Annotated in this window: 19 protein-coding genes, 1 tRNA gene and 1 pseudogene; 4 read left to right on the top strand and 17 right to left on the bottom strand. The window is 42.9% G+C overall.

Going from position 1 to position 21,290, the window contains the following annotated elements; all coding sequences use genetic code 11:
* Positions 1-250: 250 nt before the first annotated feature.
* From AOQ29_RS02820 to AOQ29_RS02750, 15 genes and pseudogenes are all read right to left on the bottom strand, one after another.
* Positions 251-523, bottom strand: coding sequence for a type II toxin-antitoxin system HicB family antitoxin (locus tag AOQ29_RS02820; protein WP_061993032.1), 273 nt, complete (start codon positions 521-523; stop codon positions 251-253).
* Positions 524-596: 73 nt separating this feature from the next.
* A tRNA-Cys gene (locus tag AOQ29_RS02815) sits at positions 597-667 on the bottom strand.
* 76 nt (positions 668-743) lie between these two features.
* Positions 744-1,046 (bottom strand): hypothetical protein, encoded by a 303-nt coding sequence (locus tag AOQ29_RS02810; RefSeq protein ID WP_061993031.1) that lies wholly within the window; start codon positions 1,044-1,046, stop codon positions 744-746.
* Positions 1,030-1,809: a YibE/F family protein gene (locus AOQ29_RS02805; RefSeq protein ID WP_061993030.1), complete on the bottom strand. Its 780-nt coding sequence runs from the start codon at positions 1,807-1,809 to the stop codon at positions 1,030-1,032. Before AOQ29_RS02805 ends, AOQ29_RS02810 begins: the two co-directional genes overlap by 17 nt.
* Positions 1,806-2,900 carry a YibE/F family protein gene (locus AOQ29_RS02800; protein WP_061993029.1) on the bottom strand — a complete coding sequence of 365 codons (1,095 nt, stop codon included), beginning with the start codon at positions 2,898-2,900 and terminating at the stop codon, positions 1,806-1,808. The genes AOQ29_RS02805 and AOQ29_RS02800 overlap by 4 nt, the downstream gene beginning before the upstream one ends.
* Positions 2,901-2,991: 91 nt before the next feature.
* Positions 2,992-3,948, bottom strand: a complete 957-nt coding sequence (dnaI, locus tag AOQ29_RS02795; protein ID WP_061993028.1) for a primosomal protein DnaI — start codon at positions 3,946-3,948, stop codon at positions 2,992-2,994.
* 8 nt (positions 3,949-3,956) lie between these two features.
* A complete protein-coding gene (locus tag AOQ29_RS02790) occupies positions 3,957-5,366 on the bottom strand; it encodes a DnaD domain protein (protein WP_061993027.1) in 1,410 nt (469 codons plus the stop codon).
* A 2-nt stretch (positions 5,367-5,368) separates the two neighbouring features.
* A complete protein-coding gene (gene coaE / locus AOQ29_RS02785; RefSeq protein ID WP_061993026.1) occupies positions 5,369-5,968 on the bottom strand; it encodes a dephospho-CoA kinase in 600 nt (199 codons plus the stop codon).
* Positions 5,965-6,675, bottom strand: a complete 711-nt coding sequence (locus tag AOQ29_RS02780; protein WP_061993025.1) for a DUF975 family protein — start codon at positions 6,673-6,675, stop codon at positions 5,965-5,967. Before AOQ29_RS02780 ends, coaE begins: the two co-directional genes overlap by 4 nt.
* Positions 6,676-6,750: 75 nt before the next feature.
* Positions 6,751-7,581: a bifunctional DNA-formamidopyrimidine glycosylase/DNA-(apurinic or apyrimidinic site) lyase gene (gene mutM / locus AOQ29_RS02775; protein WP_061993024.1), complete on the bottom strand. Its 831-nt coding sequence runs from the start codon at positions 7,579-7,581 to the stop codon at positions 6,751-6,753.
* Between the two features lie 387 nt (positions 7,582-7,968).
* On the bottom strand, positions 7,969-8,373 hold the full coding sequence (locus AOQ29_RS02770) for a DUF4411 family protein (protein ID WP_061993023.1): 405 nt from the start codon (positions 8,371-8,373) through the stop codon (positions 7,969-7,971).
* Complete coding sequence (locus AOQ29_RS02765) at positions 8,373-9,431, bottom strand: hypothetical protein (protein ID WP_061993022.1); 1,059 nt, start codon at positions 9,429-9,431, stop codon at positions 8,373-8,375. Before AOQ29_RS02765 ends, AOQ29_RS02770 begins: the two co-directional genes overlap by 1 nt.
* A 267-nt stretch (positions 9,432-9,698) precedes the next feature.
* On the bottom strand, positions 9,699-11,120 hold the full coding sequence (locus tag AOQ29_RS02760; protein ID WP_061993021.1) for a DEAD/DEAH box helicase: 1,422 nt from the start codon (positions 11,118-11,120) through the stop codon (positions 9,699-9,701).
* A gap of 129 nt (positions 11,121-11,249) precedes the next feature.
* Positions 11,250-12,566 (bottom strand): GTPase ObgE, encoded by a 1,317-nt coding sequence (gene obgE, locus AOQ29_RS02755; protein ID WP_061993020.1) that lies wholly within the window; start codon positions 12,564-12,566, stop codon positions 11,250-11,252.
* 626 nt (positions 12,567-13,192) lie between these two features.
* Positions 13,193-13,623, bottom strand: a pseudogene (locus AOQ29_RS02750) (GNAT family N-acetyltransferase).
* Between the two features lie 102 nt (positions 13,624-13,725).
* Between AOQ29_RS02750 and AOQ29_RS02745 the strand changes: the two are divergent.
* On the top strand, positions 13,726-14,151 hold the full coding sequence (locus AOQ29_RS02745; RefSeq protein ID WP_061993019.1) for a MarR family winged helix-turn-helix transcriptional regulator: 426 nt from the start codon (positions 13,726-13,728) through the stop codon (positions 14,149-14,151).
* A complete protein-coding gene (locus AOQ29_RS02740; protein WP_061993018.1) occupies positions 14,141-14,785 on the top strand; it encodes a hypothetical protein in 645 nt (214 codons plus the stop codon). The genes AOQ29_RS02745 and AOQ29_RS02740 overlap by 11 nt, the downstream gene beginning before the upstream one ends.
* A 646-nt stretch (positions 14,786-15,431) precedes the next feature.
* Here AOQ29_RS02740 and uvrC read toward each other — a convergent pair.
* A complete protein-coding gene (gene uvrC / locus AOQ29_RS02735) occupies positions 15,432-17,228 on the bottom strand; it encodes an excinuclease ABC subunit UvrC (protein WP_061993017.1) in 1,797 nt (598 codons plus the stop codon).
* A gap of 92 nt (positions 17,229-17,320) precedes the next feature.
* On the bottom strand, positions 17,321-18,940 hold the full coding sequence (locus AOQ29_RS02730) for a CTP synthase (protein WP_061993016.1): 1,620 nt from the start codon (positions 18,938-18,940) through the stop codon (positions 17,321-17,323).
* A 412-nt stretch (positions 18,941-19,352) separates the two neighbouring features.
* On the opposite strand from AOQ29_RS02730, the gene AOQ29_RS02725 reads away from it, so the two are divergent.
* Positions 19,353-19,844 (top strand): GNAT family N-acetyltransferase, encoded by a 492-nt coding sequence (locus AOQ29_RS02725; RefSeq protein WP_061993015.1) that lies wholly within the window; start codon positions 19,353-19,355, stop codon positions 19,842-19,844.
* Between the two features lie 96 nt (positions 19,845-19,940).
* On the top strand, positions 19,941-21,272 hold the full coding sequence (locus tag AOQ29_RS02720) for a dihydrolipoyl dehydrogenase family protein (protein WP_061993014.1): 1,332 nt from the start codon (positions 19,941-19,943) through the stop codon (positions 21,270-21,272).
* The last annotated feature ends 18 nt before the right edge of the window (positions 21,273-21,290 follow it).

The following is a 21,290-nucleotide window of genomic DNA, read 5'->3' as shown; positions in this document are numbered from 1 at the left end:
TGGGTCTTTTAAACCTTACGTCAGCTGCCTACCCTTCAGAAACTGAGGATAGGCGCACAACAAAGTATCAGCGCTTATCCTCTAGATAACGACGCTGACGACGACTCGTGAATTGTTGTTCGTAAAGTTTTTCATTGGTAATTCCTCTTGCTTAATTGATACTTATATTAAAACACTATGAGAGAATGGTGTCAACATTTTTTTATTTATTTTTTAGTATTTATTCGCTTTGCAAAAATCTAACAATCCTTCACCGGCGGATTTGATGGTGAAGAACCTGCCCAGTCAACCGTTTCATTTGGTCATCGCTTCGAGTGCTGTCCGTATCCACAGTGATTAACACATGACTTGCTGGCTGCGCATCATCATTCACCGGGGTCGGATTTGGAAAGTCTAAATGATAATCTTCAGCTGTTAATAAGTAGCCAGTCAGGGCTTCATTTGCCGCTACAATAGCTTCCTCATTTGTTTTCCCATACGTATTAACTGTTGGAAAATCAATAAAGAATGCTAACAAACTCAATCATATCAACATTTATCCAATAAAAAACCGCCACCCTCATCCATCAGATGAGAATAGCGGTTTTTCTTACTAGAGGTGGCAACCGGAGTCGAACCGGCGATCAGGGTGTTGCAGACCCATGCCTTACCACTTGGCTATGCCACCAGTAAGCGTTTAAACAACGCTTATAATTATAAATAAAATTAGACTAAATTACAAGCCTCTGTAGCAAATAATCTTCTTAACCAAGCTTATTATCAAGCAGGATTTGCTTCATCGCTGCTTGGATTTCATCTGGTTTGACCCACTCCTCAAAATGGTCTGCATCCAAAGGTAAATATTCAAAATTTTCGTTAATGAATTTTTCAACCTTTTCAACGTGGGATGACCGTGGAATGTTCATTTTCAAAATACGGACTTCCTTAATGAACCCATGGTCTGCAGCATATTCTGCCCGAGAGTTTTCAGAAATATTGCCCAACTCATAATAGACTGTTCCGTCATTTCGGGTAATTTCTTCAATCAAATTAAAGGTCTGATTCATCTAAAATTTTCCTACCTTCCTTACGATAAGTTCGTTCAACCATCGTTGTTGATAGCCAAATCGACAATAAAATACCAATCATCCCCAACAACATTGTAGCGACTTCCATCACCAGTAACTTACCATTCACAAATTCCGCAACCGAATAGTGCAAACGGACATACCAAACTAGCAAAGGAATATTGGCTCCTAACATTCCGAAAAAGAGCGTATTAACCGCTGTCCCTAGAATTTGGCTTCCAATCGTTTCCGCATGAGCCGCTAAGGAATCCTTTGTTATCTCTGGTGACCGTTCAATCACTTCAAATAAATCAGAAGTAACAGCCATTGATGCTTCAGCAATCGCCCCCAGAGCGGAAATAACCATCACAATCATCACTAAATGACTGAAACTAATCCCGATATTCAATGAAAGGCCCTCAAGCTCATCCGAATTTTCTAAAGTATAGCCCTGGATTTGAGCAAAATACTGGGTCAAAAATGCTAGTAGAGCGACAATTGTTGTTACGACAACAGAAGTCTTCCATGCTAGTGCTAAGACCTTTCCTCGGCCTGCCGACAGATAAATTGCAACAGAAAGAATCATGACTGCAATTACTGCCGTAACAATATAAGCGTTAAAGCCAAGGTTGACCAAGACGATTAGGGCAAAAATCAAAATAAAATTGAGCATTAAGCCGAAAAAAGTTTTTAAGCCCTGTTGGCCCCCAACAATCAGCAATGAAAGAAAAAGCAAGGCCACTAAAACAAAAATTGCATTCATAGTCTTGCCTCCTCTTCTTCATCACGGTGTCTCAATAACGCCGCTGTAATTCCGGCTGTGACTGGGACAGCCCAGACAATTCCAATAGCAGACACCACAGTCTGCAAGATTCCCAAATTCATGACTTGATCAGTGATATAGGACCAGTTATTACCATTCCGGAGCATCAAAACAACCATTGGAATCGTTTCAGCAATAAAAATCATGAACAAAACGTTGGTCAAGGTACCAAGAATTTCCCGACCAACTGACAAACCAGCATCCCGGTAGTCACGGAATGGTCGATGCGGTGACTCACGGTGGAGACCAAACAGGCCGGCCACAATATCTGCCGATTCATCCATCACCGCTCCTAAGACACCAATTGTTGCTTGGGCATAGAAAATAGGCGTTGGCACTTGGGTTACAAAGGACATCGTTTCAAAATGAACCCCGGCACTGCCAGTCATTTTCAAAACCAACGCCATAATGCCCATTGCTAGGGCTGTCGCAATAATCGTCGATAAAAGCGTTATCCGTGCTTGCTTAGTTCGACCCAAAACGAGCCTTAGGGATACTATTGCTAAAATGATTGCCAGCAAGGCAAATAACAAAAATACCGGCATAATTTTGCTATGCACGTCGATTAAAATTGCCCCAGCGAAAATCGCAGCATTGACGACCAACGACAAAAGCAAAAAACTCATCTTAGTGAAGCGGACATAGACAAAAGTGCTAGCCAAAAAGAAAGCAATTAAAGCCAACAGAGTTGAATCTCGTTTGATTGTATCAACTTGGAACTCACCATTTTGCTTTTTCAACAAAACTTGGTCGCCCACTTTGAACTTAGTCGTCATTGCCTGTGAATTCATATAGTCGTTTTCGACGTGAATCACGTGATCTGACCGATTAATCATCTTAACCGTTAATTTTTGTGTAATTTGACTGTCTTGGTTATTGAATTCGTCGGTGGTATCCTGTGATTGGGTTTGATGAACCCGTGTTATCTCACCGACGGGACCAGGGTATAAGGCGCTATCCCAGCGACCAATCAAAAAGGCTACCACCGTCACGGTTACAATGATTGCTAGCCGTTTGACTTGCTTTTTCATGTTGAAGCTCCCTTCAAAAGCCTGCCTTCTCTCCTGACTCTAATAAACAAAATAAAAAGGCCGGGCTTAGTCACCGCAGCCTTTGCTAACGTTAGCGTTGCAAGCGTAAGTTTTGACCAGCAACAGCTACCGGTTGGGCCAAGAACTGAACTCGCTGCATTAAACGAGCAGCCTTCCCGCTTTCTTTGCCATCCTTCGTTTGTGCTAAATACTCCTCTAACGAGGATAAATCAAAATTAGACGTAAAACAAGTTGTTAGTTCATTTTGCATTCGATATTCTAAAATGACCGACAAAATTGAGTCTCTGGCCCAGGCCGACAAATTATCAGTTCCCATGTCATCTAAGATTAAAACTTCGGCTTGCTTGGCCTGGTTAAGCAACTGATCGATACTTTGGTCATTGCTGCGGTTAAAGCTGCTTTTAAGTTGTTCAATCATCGAAGTCCAATGAACCATCATGACGGCGACTCCACTTGCAGAAAGGGCATTGGCCAATGCCCCCATTAAGTAGGTTTTACCTACTCCAAAGTCGCCGTACAGGTACAGACCCGGCACGAAAGTATCATCATCCTGGTTATCATACTTTGACACTAGGGCATCAAACAGGCGTACGGTTGCTGAAACAGCCGCCTCACGTCCTTGGTGTTGTCCCATTTCAGCAGTGATGACTTTCAAATCCGCTTGCCGGACATCCTTGGGCACCGAAACCATCTTCAACATCTTTTTTTGCATCAGAGCCTGCTGTTTAACCTCGCTAGCCTGATAAGTCACATGTGGATAACCCTTTTCAATCGTCAGGATTGGGTAATAGCCCGGATAAAGACTTGTTTCCGGATTTTTTGCTTTCTTCTTTTGGACTACAAATTCAAAGAGGTCCATCATCGAAATTGTAAAAGCATTTTCGCGGAGTTCGCCTTGATGATCACGCCAAAAATTTTGGACATCCTCATCATTTTTAATCATTTCCAAGGCGTGTGCCAACCGTCCCTCAGAAACCTGAGGATACTTTTGACGAAATTCTTTTAAAACTGTTCCTAAATCTTTCATCATCAGCCTCAATTCTTTGTTCGGCGATTCGCGAGCAAAGCCATCAAGGCTTTTTCATCTTCGCCCTGCGTAGCTTGGCTCTTCACCTGGTCGTTAGTAGCCATCTTTGGCTCGACCTTTTCTTTCCGATTTGACCAATTTGATTGGTAACGTCGGTTTGAATTGGTCGTATTAGTCCGAGCTTTTTGTCGATCTTGGTGGTTTTTGATTGCTTCGACTGCTTTTTCAGCACTAGTAACTCGAAGCTTAGCCCAGTCGTTAGCAATAGAATCAACTAAGTTTCGTTTCAAATCACTGTTCCCCATGTTCACGAGAACTTGGTAAATTAAAATATTAATAACCGGAACCGGTAAGATATTTTTACCAAGCAAATCCGTCAGTAATTGTCCTTCCGCCTTCGTGACATAGCCATGGTTATTTTCTTTAATTTGCCGTAAAAAATCGATCGGACTGAGTTGGTTAGCAGCTTGGAATAAAACCTGCAATCCAGCCGAATTTGCTTGTTGATTTGAAGCTGGTGCAGCGGTTGTTTCATCCTTGATCTTCATTGCTGACTTAGAATCTTGAGTCGTACCACCCACTCTATCCTGTCCCTGGTTAGCCAGTTTCGTCTTCGTTGTCGTCTGGCCCCAATTTTCCTGTAAGTATGCCATAAATCCTGGACGATTTAAACGGTGGTTGTCTAAGTTCAAATTTCTCGTGATAGCCGTGGCCATTTCAGCTTCATTCAACCCATATAGGACCTGTTGCGTCACAATAATCTGTCGGTCTGGTGCCAATAACTCAGCCGTCGTGCCATGGACCAAGGCGGTCATGGCTTCAAAATCAAAGGCCTCGGTCTTGAAATCTAAATCAGGAATAGCCTGGGGGCCTGCTAAGGCAACCCGCGGTCGTTGGGTTGCCATTGGATTGTCGAAAAGTTCTAAGAAGTTAGCCGATAAATTAACAACATTATCGCCATGATTTTGACCAGCGGTCTGACCAGCATAACGTTGGGCTAAGACCTGGTAACGGTCCTCGCCAGCATAGTAAAACAACAATCCAGCCAATAGGTCTTCAGCAAAAAAAGCTTTTGCTGTTAGCGGTGGCTGAATTTCATATGTATACCCGGCAAAGGCACCAGCTTCTTGATAAAAGGTTTTAAGCAAACCGACAGCTTCTAAGGCCTGGCGGGCATGAACTAAATCAGGCAAAGACAAAGTCAATGTATCTAGGAGTAAGTAGTGGTCATTCCACTGCTTCTCCCCAGCCTGATTTTCCTGAACCAAAAAATGATAAAGAGCATAACCCTTCGCACCGATAAAAGGTAGGTACAAAGAAAAAACGCGGTCTAAATCGGCTAATGAAACCGGTGCAACCAGGCTTAAATAAGCCTTTTCTTTCGCCTGAAATTCAATTGTCTGCTTGGAAACAGCCATTTTTAATCCTTTTTTAACTCCATCAAATACTGGTCAACTTGTGCTGCCAATTCAGCCGTTGTCCCATTGTTATCAAAGACAACATCAGCTCGCTGGGCCTTGTCTTCAATACTAATTTGGGCCTTAATCCGACTCTGAGCAGCATACTCATCGAGACCATCACGGTCCATTAAACGGTCTAGTTCAGTTCGAGGGTTAGTTGCGACAACTAGGATTTGATTAAACCAATCCGTCTGATCGTACCCTTGTTCATAAAGTAATGGGATAGCGATAAAAATAATCGCATCTCCCTGCATTTTGAAAAAATTAATCTTGTCTTCGATTGCGGAATGAATCGCAGGACTAGTAATCTCTGTTAATGCTTTCAAGAGGGCTGGGTTTTGAAAAACCCGCTCACCTAGCTTTTTCCGGTCTAAGACACCATTTTTGATGACATCTTGGCCAAAGGTGGTTTTGATTTTTTCGAGAGTAAAAGAACCTGGTTCAACAACTTCACGGGCAACTAAATCGGCGTCAATCACGTGGTATCCCGCCTGAGCTACCAGCTTAGTTACTGCTGATTTTCCAGTTGCAATACTTCCTGTTAACCCAATAATTTTCATGATTCACCTTTCTGTAGTGCATAAGCAAAGGCCTGACTTGAGTATACTACACGACATGTATTCAAGTATGGCGTGACATAGATATAAGCCAAACCGAAAGTCAAAATACCCAAGATATGCCAACCAATGAAAGAAAGCTCCAACTTAAAGAGTTCCATCTTCCGACCGTCCATCACCTTACGGGAAATCGTGATATAGTCCGTCAACGATTTCTGGCGACGGTCAAAGAGCAAGTCCATCTTGTATGCGTAATAAGTTTGAGAATATGAAAAGGGTTTGATGAACAAAGGAATAAACAAAAGTGACCAAATGAAAAGCAAGATATTTTGCACGAAAGCCAACATCACTGTTGCCACAAAGTTATGAAAGCGAAAAGCTTGCAGGCTTTGGCGCCAATGAACTTTTTCCTTTGGCTTTTGAAAATAATCGACAATTGTCCATTTAGCAGACCAGGTAAAAAGCAAACCAATTGTTCCCGTAATGGTTTGAACGAAATAATCGTTTTGTTGGTCCAAGTAGGCAATTTCGCCAGTTGTTTGATAGCCATGGTAGATGATGTATGCCAGCGTTGCAATACCAATCATCTGAAAAATATTATAAATAATTAGGAGCCAGTTGGCTTTAAAGGCTGATAAAAAATTACCTGATAACTGCTTCTTAGCTGTGACTTTAACGCGTTTACGAGAGATGGGAGTTAATTCTGTCATGAGATCCTTTCGCCTACGTCAGGGTTGATCGTGCCCTAATCGGCGTGTTTTTATTATAGTAGAGTTCATTCGTTGTTATTTTTTGATTTGGCACTTGGGGCAATAAGTCGTGCCTCGTTGGGCGACCTTGATTTTCACCAAAGGTTCACCACACCGTCGACAAGGCTCACCAACCCGGCCATAAACGTCGAGTTCATTTTGGAACTCACCGACTTCACCGAAGACATTTGAAAATGAATGAACAGTCGTTCCGTGGTGTTCGGTGGCCCGGGCCAATTCGGTGATGATATTTTCCCGTAGGTTAGCTACTTCGGTAGCGCTAACTTGGTTGGTCAACGTTTCCGGATGAATTTTTGATTGCCACAAGACTTCGTCGGTATAGATGTTACCCAGCCCAGCTAAATTGGCCTGGTCCAGCAAGAAAGGCTTAATCATCCGGTGTCCCTTGGCTAAAATCTTAGCCAAGTATTCTTCAGTTAAATCACTTTCAGTGGGTTCTGGCCCCATTTTGGCAATACCGGGAACAACTTGATTTTCTTGTCCAGTTTTTACCAACTGCATCCGACCAAAGCGACGGGTATCGTTATACATTAAATCCCGGTCGTCGGCCAAGTTAAAAATGACTTCGGTATGCTTATGAGGGGTTGCACCGGCCGGTTCGACCGAGTACTGGCCTTCCATCCGCAGGTGGGAAACCAGGGTCTGATCACTGGAGAGGCGGAAGAGCAAGAACTTACCCCGGCGGTCAATTTTTTCAATTGTCGCACCGATTAAATCTTCTTTAAACTCAGCCAGGTCAGAGACAATTGCCTTGGGATATGGGACCTGAACTTTGTTGATTTGAGCCCCGGCAACCAAGGCGGTCAATCCTCTGCGGACGGTTTCCACTTCAGGTAATTCTGGCATTGGTCTACTCTTCCTTTCCACTAAAGCTTGAAAATATTTTTCATTTTGAATAGTTTTCAGTAATCATGAATAAAAATAAATTAAAGATACGTTATCATCCATTTTAACACAGTGTTTAGCAAACTTTGTCAGTCAAAGATGGCGAACTCAAGCAATTTTTAGATAAAATCAATGTTTAATTATAACAAAAAATAGGCCAGTTGGCCTACTTGTCTTGGTGTTTAATTTTGAAGAGTTTTATTAGCTGACTAATCATTCATAACTCTAAAATATATTGCTTATAAGATAAAAATCTAACTACCTTGCGACGAAATTTTCTAATTCTAAAAACTGCCAAAAATTAATAATTTGCACTCCAAAGTATTCGGCCACAAATGGAATTTTAGATTAATTACTTGATTGCATACCATTTGGTCCTGTCTTGCGTTCTTCAGACACAATAATAAAGTCATGCTTTAACGCACTAGAAATAATCCAAGGATCGGCCTTGTTAGCATTTTGTATCCACGATTCGTAGCCGGCAGGAGACCATAATTGTGAAGTAACTAAGTAATCAACAACTTTCTTATACTCTGCAATCGAATTTGATGAATTAATTTGGACTTCATCATAATTTTTCCTTAGCCAACAACTTAATTCATCATCAATAACGATAATTTCATTGTAAACCTTATCTAACAAATGAATTTTTTGATTATTCTTAAAGAAACGCCAGATGACCGGAAAAAATTTTTGACGATAGTAGCGATTGGCATTAATTAGGATATTAGCATCTAATAAATACTGCTTCATTACTTTACCTCAGAAATACATGTATCCATCACTAGGCTTAATTCACCTAACTCCAAACCCAGCAATGTTGCTAACTTAGTTGGTAAAACTGTTTCTCGATGGAATTCGTCGAAGACTGCCTTCAGATAATGACTGTCTATGCCTTTCAGCCTGTCCTTAATGCGACTGTTGGTCTGATTGGTTCGACTACTCTTTATATTTTTCATCGATATTGGTCGATTCACTATCATCGGCAGGTTCAGAAAACCATTGACCACTTTTGGAAAATCATTATGATTAGCTGAAATTGGCTGTAGTTTCAATGACCGCAAAAATTTTGTTGTTAGCTGGTTAATTAACAATTCTTCGGACGATTGTTGGCATTTGCTAATTAGTAATTCATCACTTGCTCGTAGTATATGAATCAACTCGTGAATTAAGTAAACAGGATACTCCTCTTGATTAGCTTTAAAATTAACGAATACCAATGGCGCATAATCATCCAAAAGAGAAAACGCACGGAAACTATCATCTGACAAATCCTCATGTGCTACTTGATTAACACCACTCTTATTCATTACCAATATACCTAAATCTGAAATCTGATTTTCTAATTGAATCACTTGCTCTTCAAAAGTATTCGTTGCCTTGACATGAAGTAATTTTTGCAAGATCAAAAATGATTCTTGTAAACTTTTATTTTTCAACCGTCCAATCGAAATTAACCTTTGATTTGCACAATTACTTTCTTCCTTGTACCACGCTTGTCGGCTCTGCATTTCATGGATAACGTTGCAAACCGTTTGACTAACATTACTTGGCACATTTTCTGGATTATGAAATTCTAAATCAATATCATTATTTGGAATTTCATCTAGCAGTAAGTCACCAAATGACACATGCAATTCCACCGACAACGTCTCTAATTGCTTAACCGTCGGCCTTAAATACCACACATCTTTTGGATTTAGCCAGGTATACCCATGCCTAATTGCTTGCTTTTCTTTTGTTGATATTTCAGACCAATAAAATGCCCAGTCAATCAGTTTATTTTGCACACTAATGCGATATTCCTGCATGAAAGTACCTCTCTTCGTTCCAATAACTAATTCAATATCGGCAATAATTTAAGCAATTAAATTCAGTATTTTGATAAAAGGGTCATTAGTAGACCTCCTAAAACAGTAAATTCGGCTGTCGGATTATTTTTAAACGACTATATTTACCTCAATTTTACACCGGAGGAATCCTAAAATTTATTCCAATTCACGATAATGATTGCACAAAAAATAGGCCATCACTGGCCTATTAAAGTTTACGATTTGTTTATTTAAACCCAAGCAGGATTAGTCCTTTGAATCCTTAGGACCCTTGGCCCACTTTGGCTTACCCTTATCCTTCTTTTTCCGGGCTTGGTGCTTCTTCTTGGCCTTGGCTTGCTTAGCGAGCAGTTCCTTTTGCTTCTCCAAATCAACCTTGGTGTCCTTCGACCAAGTCTTAGACTTAGCATCCTTCGTCCGTGGACGGCCTTCACCTGACTTGACGCTAGAACCACCCTTGGTTGGACGGCTGTCATTATCTCGACGGTCGTCCTTGGCTGGGCGTGGTGTATAAGTGTTTTCAGAAGCTGACTTATCACCCTTTGGCCGTTTGACCGTGTCTTCGATCTTCTTCATGTCCTTATCGACAGCATCCGACCAGTCAAACTTGGTCAATGGCATCGTTTCGGGCAGGTACTGCTTCAACTTCCGAATATCGTGGTCGTTACCCAAGTTCAAAACTTGACCCGGCAAACCAGCCCGGCCAGTTCGACCAGTTCGGTGCAAGTAAGTCGTGATGTTATTTGGAATTTGCGCGTTAATCACCAAGGGCAACCCTTGAATATCAAGGCCACGGGCGGCCACATCAGTTGCCAACAGCAAGTCCAACTTCCCCTTCTTGAAGGACTGCAAGGCATCGGCCCGCTTTAAGTGGGACTTTTCGTTGTTTCCAACCGACATAACTGAGGCATGTTCGTGTCGCAAAGCGGCTTGAGCAGCTACCAAGGCCCCAATCGTGTTGAAGAAAACGAGGGCTTGTTGGTGACGGCGGGCTAATTCAATCAAAACCTTGTGATTTGCCCGGGCATCAACGTGTAAGTACGTGTGGTCAATACTTTCAGGCGCTTGGTTGTTCACTGAAACGGGCTTAACTGACTTACCGAAGAGGCGTTCTACCCAGGCCAAATCAACCCCAGAAGTGGCTGAGAATAGGGCCACCTGATCCATTTGTGGCAAGGCTGCTGCTAACCGGTCCAAGTCTTCTTCGTGTTCCAAAGTCAACGTTGCGTCGGCTTCATCGACAATCAAAGTCTTGAAGTTCTTAGTCTTCAGGGCGCCACCATCAATCATCGTCAAAACCCGTCCCAGAGTTCCAACCACAATCGCAGGCTTTTCCTTTTTTAATTTGTCAGCTTGGCGCTTACCGTTGGCACCACCAATCAAGGCAGCAACCTTCACGCCAACCTTGCTGGCGTAGGGACGGATAACCTGGGCTAATTGAGCACCCAATTCTTGGGATGGCGCCAAAATCAAGACCTGGCTCTGCTTGGCCGTCAAATCAATCCGTGACAAGACGGGCAAGGCAAAGGCCAAGGTCTTTCCAGACCCCGTTGGGGCAAGGCCATAGACAGACTCACCGTCAGTCATCCGATTAAAGAGGGCGGCCTGGATGGGCGTCTCTTCCTTAAATTGTTCGTTAAATGCTTCCATTAAAGCTGGTAAAATCATATTATTTTCCTTATCATCGACCAACAGTTGGTCGCTAGACTTCTATGTCTATTATAACAAAAGCCACCGTGCCTGTTTAGCACCGACCTTTAGCAAATAAAAAAACCTGGCTGATGACCAGGTTTATTTTTATTCTGAATATTCAAAAACAAAGTTTGTATCGTTAATACGGACGTCATCACCATCTTTGGCGCCGGCTTCACGAAGCTTTTCGTCAACACCCATGTGGCGCATTTGACGAGCAAAGCGCATCATTGTCGCTTCACGCTGCATGTTGGTCATGGCAGCTAACTTTTCCAATTCCTTACCAGAAATTATCCAGCAAGATAGTTCGTCGTCCCAGTCAACTGAAATCTGAGGCTTGTCTTGCTTAAACTTGTAAAGCTTTTCTTCAGTTGTTTCTTCCTCTTGTTGGTAAGCGGCAGGAACCGGTGCTGTATCAAGCAAGTCGGCCGTCTTCCGCAACAAGTCATCAACACCGGCATGAGTCACGGCTGAGATTGCCACGATTTCTGGTGTTGTTGCCAAGCCAGAATCAGCTTCGACTTGTTCCTTAAATTGAGCGAACAAGTCGGCTGATTCAGGCATGTCCATCTTACTTGCCACAACGATTTGTGGTCGTTCCAAGATTGATGGGTCGTATTCTTCCAATTCAGTCAAAATCTTCCGGTATTGGGTGTAAGGGTCTTGCCCTTCAATTCCAGACATATCAACCAAGTGCAAGATTACTCGAGTTCTTTCAACGTGACGTAAGAACTTGAAACCAAGTCCAACACCTTGTGAAGCCCCTTCAATCAACCCTGGCAAGTCGGCCATAACAAAGTCACGGTCGTCACTCAAACGAACCATTCCGATGTTAGGGTCAATTGTCGTAAAGTGGTAAGCCGCAATCTTTGGCTTCGCATTTGAAACCACAGAAAGCAACGTTGACTTACCAGCAGATGGGAAACCAACCAAACCAACGTCGGCCAAAACGCGCAATTCCAAGCGGAGTTGACGCACTTGACCTGGTTCCCCGTTTTCAGACAATTCAGGAGCAGGGTTAGCTGGTGTGGCAAAACGAATGTTACCACGACCACCACGACCACCACGGGCAACCACTAAGGTTTCACCATCGTGGACAAGGTCGCCCAAAAATTCGCCAGTTTCGGCATCGGAAACGATTGTTCCTTGTGGGACCTTAATAATCCGGTCATCGGCTGATGCCCCGGTCATTCCCTTGGTACCACCATTACCACCGGCTTGCGCCTTAAAGTGACGGTTATAACGGAAATCCATCAACGTCCGCAGTCCTTCATCAACTTTTAAGATGATTGACCCACCATGGCCGCCATCCCCACCAAAGGGACCGCCCATAGCAACGAACTTCTCGTGACGGAATGAGACGATACCATCGCCACCCTTTCCGGCTTTTAATTCAACTTGTGCTTGATCAACAAATGCCATTTTTATTCGCGCCTCAAAGCGCTACTCCTTTTTTAATCCAATGAACCTAGATATTACAGTGTAGCATAAATCTTGAACGATTACTAGCTATCCTTGGTATTATCCCGGTTACGGCCACTCTGTCCACTGACTAAATCAAAAAGTCCTGTGAACATGAAAAAAGATAGCCAACTGACTCGCTATCTTAGTCAATAAAACGTTTTGGTTATCTTTTGAAAATTATCAATCGTTGGACTTTAATCAACCAACAATTTCATGTCTCAGGTTCATAACCGTGAGCTTTATCCTAGTACCATTGTAGAGAGTTTTAACCCTTTTTGCAAATTAAAGACGAACTTTAATTTTTTTATAATAACAAAGATAAATGCCAACAGTGTTAGTAGCAGCTGTAAAGAGCTGATTACTAACAAAGCTACTTCGTAGCCTGACATTGTGCCACCTTTCCGTGGTGGCACTTAATAACACTTCCATAAGCACACCACCACCTTTCGGCGGCTACCACATGACAACCGTACATAGTTTTAACAGAAAAGCCGTTACTCTCCACGCCCAGTGGTCAGTAACGGCTTTTCTTCTTAATTAGAATATTCGCGAACACAAGACGTGATTTCATTCGCTCCCGAATTTCATTTCACCATCTCCAGGTGTGGCGTTCCTTCAAAGATAAATGGTTCGCCCACCGGCTGAAAACCATACTTGGCATAGAAACCAGTGACCTGTTCTTGTGCTTCAATCTTGATTTCTCGATTCGGCCATTTATCCAAGCAAAGGTCTAGAATTTTTGTAACTAATTGGTCGCCAAACCCTTGACCTCGAACAGCTGTGGCAGTCACCACCCGTCCAAATGTCACATAGTCCTCTTTAGAAAAGACCCGAGCGTACGCCACAACCTCACCAGATTGATCATCTTGGAAAAAACATGGAATGCCTCAGGATCAAAGGCATCCAATTCATGGTAAATCCGTTTTTGTTCAACGACAAAGGTGTCGATTCTTAATTTTAAACACTGATAAAATTCCGTTGCATCCAGCTCGGTCATCTTTTTAATTTTCCACATAGTTGCCTCTTTTATCCATTAGCCGTATACTATTTTTATAGGAGTTGCATATGCAACTCATTTAGTAAAATTAATATTAATATACTAAGGATGTTTTTGCAAATGGATGATACAAATTTATTTCGCCTAATCGGAACCATTTCTAGACAGGCGACGAATGAAGTAAACCAGCAGGTTAAGGCTTACGGACTCGATAATAATCTCTTTCTATACTTACTGCGAGTCCTAGAAGAGCCTGGCTTAACCCAGTTTAAATTAACCCAACTTGTCCAAGTTGATAAAACGACCATGAGCCGGTCTTTAAAAAAATTAGAGACCCAGGGCTATATTACTAAACAGAGTGACCCAGCCAATAAAAATTTCAAAAAAATCTTTCCAACGCCTGCAGCCTTAGCGATTGAAAAAACAATCTCAGCGGTTGAAGAAGACTATATCAAGATCAAGTTGCAAACCCTATCAACCGACGCAAAGCAAGACCTGTCAAAGTTACTAGTGATGATTCAAGAAAGTCATAAAAATGAACAATAAGTTAAGTACCCGACTGGCCTTTCTATTACTTGGCATTGTCTTAATTTCTTTAGGGAATAGCCTTTCAATCCTATCATTAGCAGGAAATGGTCTCTGGACGGCCGCGGCTGTTCAATTAAGCTTAGTGACCCACTCTTCAATCAAGATTATCTTAATTATCATTGGCTTGATTGCATTATTGGCTAACAGTCTACTCACCAAATTTAATTGGCTACAAAGTTGCGGGGAATTGGTTTTCGTCTTTTTCTTCGGTAACTTAGTCAACCTCTTCATTCACCTGTTTCATCCAGTAACAACGCTTACCAACACAATGTTTTCCAAAACCTTACTCGCGATTTTGGGCATTATCATCGTCTGCTTAGGAACATCCATATACCAACGAGTTAATTTATGGATGTACCCAACAGATCATTTGACTGCACTTTTATACCATCATTTCTTCAAAAGCAACTTCGAAAAAGCCCAAATCATCACTTTCTTAATTCCCATCTGTATTATTTTGATTACTAGTTACCAATTAAAATCCCTTCAAGGAATCCAAATTGGGACCCTCTTTTCTCTCATTATGAATGGAAAAATAATTAAAATTTCAAATCAATACTTATTTCCATTTTTAAAATTTAACATCGATTGATGTATTCCACCGATGAGCAATTATTTCTTTAAAACTATAGATAAAGAAATATTTTTTGGCACGAGTTTACTGACCCTAGTTCCAAAACACTTAACCTAAATACTGTCTAAGATCATCCATTAGCACCTAAAATGCTTGAAACAACATTATTTCTGGTGTTATAATTCAGATATAGAAAGAGGACTAGCTCTAACTAGTCCTCCCCGGTTGTCGTAAGATAACCGCACAGATTGATAATCAATAAGAAAAGCAACCTTGTACGGTGAAATACAATGTGGTTGCTTTTTCTTATTGATTACTTTTTCAGTTCAATAATAATAAGCACAATCAATGTCAATAGCATTAGTACCGACTGTATTGAGTCGTTTACTAATGAAGCTACTTCGTAGCCTGACATTGTGCCGCCTTTCTGCGGTGGCACTTAATACTTCTTTCATAAGCACCACCACCTTTCGGCGGCTACCACATGACAACCGTACCTTATTTTACCATGGTCAATTTTGCATAAAATTCATGTAAAAGGCCCTCAAAAGGCCGCCAATACTATAAAAGCCGATACTTTCCACAGCTGTGGTCAGTATCGGCTTTTATGCTAATTTGGAATAGTGGCGCCTAGTTAGAAAAAATCTTCAGACATTTTTCCCTGTCACTTCGCCTGCGTATCCGCCAGTGACCAGTGAATCAATTGCGCAACCTTGGCGGAAATCCCCAAGGCTTCCAATTCTTCCGGTTTCGCCGCCTCAATCTTGGTAATCGAACCAAAATTAGTGAGGAGCTTTTGCCGGGTCTTGGGTCCAACCCCATCAATCGCGTCCAACCGTGAAGCCAAGGACTTCTTTGACCGTGACTGACGGTGGAAGGTAATGGCAAAGCGGTGGACCTCATCTTGGATTCGCTGTACTAAGAAGAAGCCCTGGGACTTGTGGTCCAAATGAACAATCTCTTCCGTTCGGCCATCAATCAGGTCGGCCGTTTTGTGCTTATCATTTTTAACCATGGCCGCGATTGGAATATCTAAGGCCAGCTCGTCTTCCAGAACTTCCTTGGCTGCGTGAAGCTGGATTAACCCACCATCCATCAAAATTAGGTCTGGCATATCGGCCCCCTCTTTCAATAAGCGGGAGTAACGCCGTCGGATGACTTCCTGGGTTTCAGCCCATTCATCCGCGTGGTCCGTTGACCGGATTTTAAACTTACGGTAAAGATCTTTATTTGGCCGACCATCTTCAAAGGTGACCATGGCCGAAACAATTTCCTCCCCCTGGGTATGGGAATGGTCAAAGGCTTCAATCCGGTGCCCCATTGAGATTCCCAGGGCATCGGTAATTTCCTTCATTGCTCCGGAAGTCTTCTGTTCGTTTAATTCCATCAAACGGAACTTTTCTTCCAAAGCAATCCGGGCGTTCTTTTGAGCCAAATCAAGGATGGCCTTCTTTTCACCACGGACCGGCGTCCGGACGGGAATATCCAAGGCTTCTGACAAGGTCTCATCATCAACCCCCTCGGGTACCAAGATTTCCTTGGGCTTTTGGATATTCTTTTGTAAGTAGAACTGCTGGATATAGGTCGTAAATTCATCAATTCCGTCACCAACAACCGAGAAGGTTTGCTTGATTTGCCGGATTAACCGAGCCTGACGGACGAACATCACGGAAACCGTAATCCAGCCCTTGTTCAGGTAGAAATTAAAGACATCACGGGGCGTTGAATCCGTCGACATGATTCGTTGACTTTCAACCGTCTCGTCGATGTACTTGAGTTGGTCGCGGAGGTCTGCGGCCTTCTCAAATTCCAAGTTTTCAGCGGCATCGTCCATCTCTTGTTCGAGACGCTTCTTCACGACCTTGGTATCGCCAGACAAAAACCGCTTAATCCGGTCAACTTGGGCATCGTAAACCGGCTTGGGCACTTCCTTAAAACAGGCTCCTAGACACTGACCCATTGAATAGTAGAGACAAGGGCGCCCCTGCTTCCCCTTGCACCGTCGCAATGGGTAATTTTTTTCCAAAAAATGGAGGGTTTCCTGAGCCGCAAAGACGTTGGGATAGGGGCCAAAGTAAAAAGCACCATCCTTTTTAACTTCCGACACCAGGGCCATCCGCGGATCACTTTCCCGGGTAATCTTAATATAAGGGTAGCCCGTCCCGTACTTCAACCGAATGTTGTAGTAGGGCTTGTACTTTTTGATCAGCTCGTTTTCGAGCAAGAAGGCTTCCTTGTCGGAATTGGTCACGATAAAATCAAAATCAACGATGTTGGCGACTAATTCGGCCGTTTTTCCAGTATGGTCCTGCTTAAAATATGACCGCACCCGGTTCTTCAGGTTCTTCGCCTTGCCGACGTAGATAATCTTACCCAACCGGTCCTTCATTTGATAAGAACCAGGTTCATCGGGTAACAAGAGCAGTTTTTGTTCAAGATGTTTTGACAAATTGGCTAGCATAACTCTATTATATCCTTTTACTTCTATGTACGAAAAGGCCGCCAATAATTTGGCGACCTTTTTTATAAGCACTAGGCCAACAGGGGCTTAGTTTACTTTTCGTTGTACTTAACAGCGGCAGAGATAAAGCTGTGGTACAAACCTTCTGGCTTGTTAGGCCGTGAGATAAATTCTGGGTGGTATTGTGCCGCCACGAAGAAGTCATTCTTTGGATATTCGATAACTTCCATCAACTTGTTATCAGGTGATGTTGCTGAGAAGACCATACCAGCCTTTTCAAATTCATCACGGTACTTCAAGTTAAATTCATAACGGTGACGGTGACGTTCTTGCACTTCTTCTTGGTTGTCATAAGCTGCAGCAGCCTTTGATCCTTCAAGCAAGCAAGTTGGGTAGAATCCCAAACGTTGAGTTCCCCCAAGGTCAGTCACTTCGTTTTGGTCGTTCATCAAAGCGATAACTGGGTGAGTTGTTTCTGGGTTCAATTCAATTGAGTTGGCATCGTCGTAGTTCAAGACATCGCGGGCAAATTCAACTGAGGCCAATTGCATTCCCAAACATACACCCAAGAATGGGATGTTGTTTTCACGGGCGTAGCGAATGGCTTGAATCTTACCTTCTGTTCCACGGGGACCGAAGCCACCAGGAATCATGATTCCATCCATCTTAGCCAACTTGTCAGCGACGTTTTCAGCAGTAACATCTTCAGACTTGATGTGGCTCAAGACAACATCAGTGTCTTGTGAGTAACCAGCGTGCTTCAAGGCTTCGTTAACTGAGATATAGGCATCTTGCAAGTCAGTATACTTACCAACAACGGCAACATGGATTTCCTTCTTTGGATGCTTGATTGATTCAACCATCGCCTTCCAATCAGTCATATCGGCAGCTGGCAAATCCAAGCCCAACTTGTCGACAACAACTTGGTCCATGCCTTGTGCTTGCAAGTTCAAAGGAATTTCGTACAAAGTCTCAACATCGCGAGATTCGATAACGGCTTCCTTGTTAACATCCGTAAAGGTTGCCAACTTGCTCTTCATTTCTTCATTTAATGGTTGTTCAGTACGCAAAACTAACATATCAGGTTGGATACCCAATGAACGCAACTGTGAAACTGAGTGTTGCGTTGGCTTAGTCTTGGCTTCACCAGCGGCGCGCAAGTACACGATCAATGATGTGTGGATGTAGAAGACGTTTTCGTTACCGAAGTCTGACTTCATTTGACGCAAAGCTTCGATAAATGGCAATGATTCGATATCACCAACTGTTCCACCAACTTCAACGATTACAACATCGGCGTCAGTTGATTCCCCAGCCTTAACAATCTTGTCTTTGATGGCGTTGGTGATATGAGGGATAACTTGAACAGTGGCACCGTTATAGTCACCCTTACGTTCCTTGGCCAAAACTTCTGAATAAATCCGACCAGTTGTCACGTTGGAATACATGTTGGTATTGATGTCCATGAAACGCTCATAGTGTCCCATGTCCAAATCAGTTTCCAAACCATCCCCCGTCACATATGTTTCTCCGTGTTGGTATGGAGACATTGTACCTGGGTCAACGTTGATATAAGGATCTAACTTTTGGATTGCCATCTTCAAGCCGCGGTTTTTCAACAACCGGCCCAAAGAAGCTGCGACGATTCCCTTTCCTAGAGAGGAAACCACCCCACCGGTAACAAAAATATACTTGGTTTGCTTCTTTGCCATAATGCCTCCTATGTTTGCCTGACATACAGGTTTCAACTATGGTTTTAGTCAAAACTACTTAAATAAAATAGAAAAACTCCCAAGCTGTGCTTGGGAGCAATAAAAGTTTTTCACATCAAATGTGAGCCCTAATATATATTACAGATTGCCCCTGTCCTTGTCAATACCTTTCGTTTGGAAAAATAAACATCGGAATGGTTCAACATTTTTAAGGGGTTTGGCCGGTAGTAAAATGAATGATTATTTTAGCTCTTTCTTCTATATTATTAAACACGAATTCCAAACCTTTTGCAAGAAACAGTGAACCCTCAATAGTCGTTCTTTCCTTGCATCAAATCTGAATCCTTGGCATGATTAATTTTCAACTTTTTGTTGTATGCTTAGACCAATAAAAAGTCGCGAGGCAAAACGGATGAAACTGAGAGAATTAACTTCAAATGACAACCTAGCATATCAAGGCTACAAAAATGCTTGGCACGAAAAAATGGTGCCAACATCATCATTTACTATTCTGCCTTTTAACGAATTCTTACAAAAACTAGAAGATGATAAAACTAATAAACACGGAAACTTCGTTCCGGCAAAAACTCTATTTTTATTTGATGACGATCAAATCGTCGGAAGCATCCAGATCAGATATGCTCTAACTAAAAATTTAATGGTTGAAGGTGGCCATATTGGTTATGGTGTGAACCCTAAATATAGAGGGTTAGGCTATGGCACAAAATTACTTAAGTTTGGGCTTGAAAGTCTTCAGCAAAATAATATTAGCACAGCTGTCTTAACCTGCGATGCTAGTAATTCAAATTCAAGAAAAATAATTCTTACTTGTAACGGTGTCTTAGATGCCCAATACACCATTAACCACAGCGCCAAGGAGCGTTATCTTATTTACTTAAATTAATCGAAACACTAGCTCAATCCGTGTTCTCATATGTCACTAGTGTTATCATAGCCTTAATTCAGAACTACAATTATTCAAGGATAGGTGGACAGTAAGATGACAGATTTTGATTACGACGTAATTTACATTGGCTCCGGTCATGGTGCGAACCACGGTGCCCTCAAGTTAGTACAACAAGGTCAAAAGATTGCCTTTGTGGAAGCCGATAAACTCGGTGGGACCTGTACTAACTATGGCTGTGATGCCAAGCTCCTTTTGGATGGTCCCTTCCAAGTCCTTGAAGACGTGACCAACTACCAAGAAGCTGGCCTAGTTGGCCAGCCAAACCTGGACTGGGAACAATTAATGGCTTCCAAGCATGCCATGATTGATGGCTTTCCCGCCGTCTTAGATCAAATCTTTGCAAAGGCTGGTATCAACCTCTACCGCGGTCGGGGCCGCTTACTTGATGCCCACACCGTCGAGGTAAATAATGAAAAGCTAACGACTAAGAACATTGTCCTCGCGACTGGCCTTCGCGACTCAACCCTGCCCGTTCCCGGTCACGAGTTCATCCATACCAGCAAGGACTTCTTAGATTTGCCAACCTTACCCGAATCAATGATCTTCATTGGGGCCGGTGTGATTTCGATGGAGTTCGCCTCCATGATGGTCAAAGCCGGCGTCCAGGTGACCGTTGTTGAATTTGGTGATCGAGCCTTAACCAACGTCCCCGCCAGTTATGCTAGCAAGATTGTGGCCAAGCTTGAAGATGAGGGTGTTCATTTTCATTTCAATGAAGCCGTTAGCCAGGTGGCAGAACAGGACGGGCACTTCACCGTCTCAACTCAATCCGGCCTGACCTTTGAAGCCGCCTATGTCTTTGGCGCTACCGGCCGGGTGGCTAATGTCGAAAACCTGGGCTTGGAAGAACTGGGTATCGAAGCAGGTCCGAAAGGAATCGTCGTCGATGACCACCTTCGCACGGCCGTTCCCAATATCTACGCCAGTGGCGATGTTGTCGAAAAAAGCATCCCCAAATTAACCCCCACCGCCGCCTTCGAATCCAACTACCTCGCCAAGGTCTTATCCGGTGATGACCAGCCCTTGGTTTACCCCGCCGTGCCCTTCACGGTCTACACCCTTCCCCGCATTTCAACATTGGGCGTTAGCCTCGACCAAGCAGAGGCAGACCCAGAAACCTATAACACCAAGACAGCGCCTTACGGCCAAAGTTTTGATACGAAGCGCGATTTGAAAGCCGAGGTCACCCTCGTTTACAGAAAGGCTGACCAAACGGTTGTCGGTGCGGTCATTTATGGTAACGACGCTGCCAGCCTGATCAACATCTTGACCTTTGTCGTCGACAAGGGACTCAAAACCACCGACCTCGAACAAATGATTTTTGGCTTCCCAGACGTGACCTATAATATGTTGAACAAGATTTAATTTCTATCAAAGACATTT

It is taken from the genome of Fructobacillus ficulneus, from assembly GCF_001047075.2.
In the GTDB taxonomy this organism is placed as follows: Bacteria; Bacillota; Bacilli; order Lactobacillales; family Lactobacillaceae; genus Fructobacillus; species Fructobacillus ficulneus.
This window is presented reverse-complemented; position numbering and strand designations above follow the sequence as displayed.